We start from the raw sequence: 2,214 nt of genomic DNA, 5'->3' as shown, positions 1-2,214 counted from the left end.
GGGTCGCGGGGGCGGCCCGGGTGGAGCTGGCGGTGGGCTAGGCGGCCCGGCCCCGCGGGCGGCTCGGCCCCGGCCCTTCCCTGGGGGAGGGGCCGGGGCCCCCTACGGCCGTACGCCGGGATGCGATCTCCCCCACCCCGGGTTGCCATGGAAGAAACCACAGGGTGGAGGAGATCATGGCGCATGCGGTCTGGAGCGGAGCCCTCACCTTCGGGCTGGTCGCCCTCCCAGTGCAGATGTTCTCGGCCACCGAAAGCCACACCATCCGCTTCAACCAGCTCCAGCGCGGCACTTCCGACCGTGTCCGCAACAAGCGGGTGAACGAGCGCACCGGCGAGGAAGTCCCCCTCGCGGAGATCGTCAAGGGGTACGACATGGGGGACGACTACGTCGTCGTCGAACCCGGCGAGCTGGAGGAGATCGCCCCCGGCCGCTCCAAGTCCCTGGAGATCAGCGGCTTCGTGGACCTCGACGCCATCGACCCCATCTACTTCGACAAGACGTACTACCTGGGCCCCAAGAGCAAGGAGTACGCCAAGGTCTACGCCCTGCTCCACGAGGCGCTGAGCCGGTCCAACCGGGCCGGGATCGCCACGTTCGTGATGCGCAACCGGGAGTACCTGGTGGCGGTGAAGGCCGAGGGCGACATCCTGACCCTGCACACCCTCCACTGGGCGGACGAGATCCGCGACCCGCGCACCGAGATCGGCACGCTCCCCGAGCGGGAGAAGGTCGCCGAACGCGAACTCGCCACCGCCGTACAGCTGGTGGAGGCGCTGAGCGTGGACTGGGACCCGGAGACGTACCACGACACCTTCCAGGAGAAGGTGCTGGAGCTCGTCCAGGCCAAACGGGCCGGCGGCACGGTGGAGAAGAGCGAACCGGCGCCGCGCTCGACCAATGTCATCGACCTCATGGGCGCGCTCCAGGCGAGCATCGAGAAGGCGAAGACCGGCGGGGGCGGGGCGGGGGAGCCGGCGGGAGCGCAAGGGCCGGAAGGGTCTGCAGGGGCGGCAGGGTCGGCGGGGGAGACCGCCGAGCTCGCACCGCCCGTCCAGCTGAAGGAGGCGGCCGAGAAGCGGCGCACCCGGCAGGCGGCCAAGGCGGCGGGCGGGAAGGCCGCGGGGGGCAAGGCGGCCGGTGGCCGGACGGCCGACGGCAAGGCGGCCGGCGGCAAGGCGGCCAGGAAGTCCGCCACCGCCGAGCTGGAGGAGCTGAGCAAGTCGGAGCTCTACCAGCGGGCGACCGACGCCGGGATCCCGGGCCGCTCCACGATGGACCGTGAGGAACTGGTGAAGGCGCTGGCGGCCCACGCGGCGGAGCCGTCCGGCGGTGGCCGGCGCAAGAAGCGGGCGTCCTGAGAGGACGGGCGTCCCCGTGCCCGCCGCACCCGGCCGCCAGACGGTGGAGATCGAGGGCCACCGGCTCTCCCTCTCGCACCTCGAACGCGTCCTCTTCCCCGCCACCGGCCACACCAAGGCCCACGTCCTGCACTACTACGCGCGGATCGCCCCGGCGATGCTGCCGCACATCGCCGGGCGCCCGGCGTCTTTCGTCCGGGCCCCGGAGGGTGCGGCGGGCGAGAGCTGGGTCGCCAAGAACCCGCCGCCCGGCGCACCGGACTGGGTGCCCCGGGCCACGGTCCGGCACCGGGACGGCACCACGCAGCAGGTGGTGATCGACTCGGTCGCCGCGCTGGTCGCCATGGTCAATCTCGGCGCGTACGAGGTGCACGTGCCGCAGTGGACGGCCGCGGCCGGGCGCGACGCCCACGACCGCGTCGTCCTCGACCTGGACCCCGGCCCCGGCACCGACCTCGTCGTCTGCTGCCGCGTCGCGGAACGGCTGCGCCAGCTCCTCGACGAGGACGGCCTCACGGCCTTCCCGGTCGTCTCCGGCTCCAAGGGGCTGCACCTCTACGCCCCCGTCCACCCCGCCCCCGGCCGCACGGTCAGCGCCTACGCCAAGGGACTCGCCACCCGGCTGATGAACGAGCACCCCGGGCTGGTCGTGGTCTCCATGGCGAAGCTGGAGCGGCGCGGGAAGGTGCTGATCGACTGGTCCCAGAACGCGAGCGCCAAGACGACGGCCGCGCCGTACACCGTGCGGTTGCGGGGGGAGCGGGCGGGGGTGGCGGCGCCGGTGACGTGGGACGAGGTGGGGGCCTGCCGGGAGCCCGGTGATTTGGCGTTCGGGCTGGAGGCGGTGGTGGGG

At 73.1% G+C, this 2,214-nt stretch carries 2 protein-coding genes; both read left to right on the top strand.

All coding sequences use genetic code 11. The features are described from left to right. Positions 1-176 precede the first annotated feature (176 nt). Complete coding sequence (locus ACSNOK_RS32655; protein ID WP_436784412.1) at positions 177-1,361, top strand: Ku protein; 1,185 nt, start codon at positions 177-179, stop codon at positions 1,359-1,361. Between the two features lie 16 nt (positions 1,362-1,377). Then, the coding region (ligD, locus tag ACSNOK_RS32650; RefSeq protein ID WP_436784411.1) for a non-homologous end-joining DNA ligase at positions 1,378-2,214 on the top strand (837 nt) is incomplete at its 3' end.

The sequence above is a fragment of the Streptomyces sp. URMC 126 genome (assembly GCF_051386555.1).
Taxonomy (GTDB): Bacteria; Actinomycetota; Actinomycetes; order Streptomycetales; family Streptomycetaceae; genus Streptomyces.
This window is presented reverse-complemented; position numbering and strand designations above follow the sequence as displayed.

Coding starts and splice junctions, on each gene's coding strand:
- ACSNOK_RS32655 (WP_436784412.1), top strand. CDS start 177: ATGGCGCATGCGGTCTGGAGCGGAGCCCTCACCTTCGGGCTGGTCGCC.